This window comes from Vibrio sp. 1874 (genome assembly GCF_033344395.1).
Taxonomy (GTDB): domain Bacteria; phylum Pseudomonadota; class Gammaproteobacteria; order Enterobacterales; family Vibrionaceae; genus Vibrio; species Vibrio alginolyticus.
In genome coordinates, this window is sequence record NZ_JAWPOR010000171.1 from 1 (window position 1) to 1,073 (window position 1,073).

The following is a 1,073-nucleotide window of genomic DNA, read 5'->3' on the forward strand; positions in this document are numbered from 1 at the left end:
CTGCCTCTAATTTGTCAAATGGCAACGTGCCATCTGGATTGTTTTCTATTGGTTGAGGCTGGATAGAACCCAGTACCGCTGCGCCACCTGCTTCATATTTGTAATTGTGCGCTTGCTGGCCGCATAAATATTCATCGCCACGCTCACAGTGCGCCATTAATCCTAAAAGGTTTGCTTGTGTGCCAGAAGTGGTAAACAACGCTGCCTCAAACCCTGCCAATTTAGCCGCGAATTGCTCTAGCTCGTTTACGGTAGGATCGTCACCATAAACATCATCGCCAACAGGGGCGCTGAACATTGCTTCGCGCATAGCTTGGGTGGGTTGAGTCACTGTGTCTGAACGAAAATCCATGAATATCTCCTTGGTTCAAATTCCTAAATGTATCCGCAAAGGCGAGCTTTGCTTAAGCAAGCGATGGTTTTGGCATCGGTAATGGTGCCATCAATAATTTTTTCTTCGAGCTGTTCCCGTGACAATGTCACGACTTCAATCACTTCATCGTCGTCACACTCGTAGCGATTGGTTTTGGCTAAGTGTTCGGCGACAAACAAATACTGAATTTCATCACAAAACCCAGCAAGCGGCGTCACTTGACCGAGTGGGGTAAATTTTTCTGCGCTGAAGCCAGTTTCTTCTTCCAACTCACGTTGCGCGCAGCAGAGCGGGTCTTCGTCGCCTTCACGAGTGCCTGCTGGTAACTCCAGAAGCCATTTATTGAGAGAAGGTCGAAACTGATTCACTAAGACTATATCGCCATTGGCAGCGATTGGCAGTATTACAGCAGCGCCTGGATGGTGAATGGTGGTGTGTGAAATGACTTTACCAGTAGGAAGCTGAACGTCTTCTTCAACCAAAGAAATTTGCTTCCATTTATGAATTGTTTTGCTCATGCAGTTGTAAATCCTAGCAATGACCGCAATTTGACGTTTTTGAACATTAACCACAAACGCTGGGAAACAAAAGCAAAAACTGTTGTAAGGCCACGAAAGCGTTTGCACTTTCAGTGAGCTATATCTCATAAATGGAAACTTTGATTGCTCAGCAAAGAGAGAGATAAGCATCTGTTATAAGG

2 protein-coding genes are annotated in these 1,073 nt (G+C 45.6%); both read right to left on the reverse strand.

Annotation, left to right across the window (positions count from 1 at the left end):
* A partial coding sequence (locus R8N46_RS25390) for a beta-eliminating lyase-related protein (protein WP_318189798.1) occupies nt 1–352 on the reverse strand: 352 nt, incomplete at its 3' end.
* A gap of 23 nt (nt 353–375) precedes the next feature.
* Nucleotides 376–891 carry an NUDIX hydrolase gene (locus R8N46_RS25395; protein WP_318189799.1) on the reverse strand — a complete coding sequence of 172 codons (516 nt, stop codon included), beginning with the start codon at nt 889–891 and terminating at the stop codon, nt 376–378.
* Nucleotides 892–1,073 lie beyond the last annotated feature (182 nt).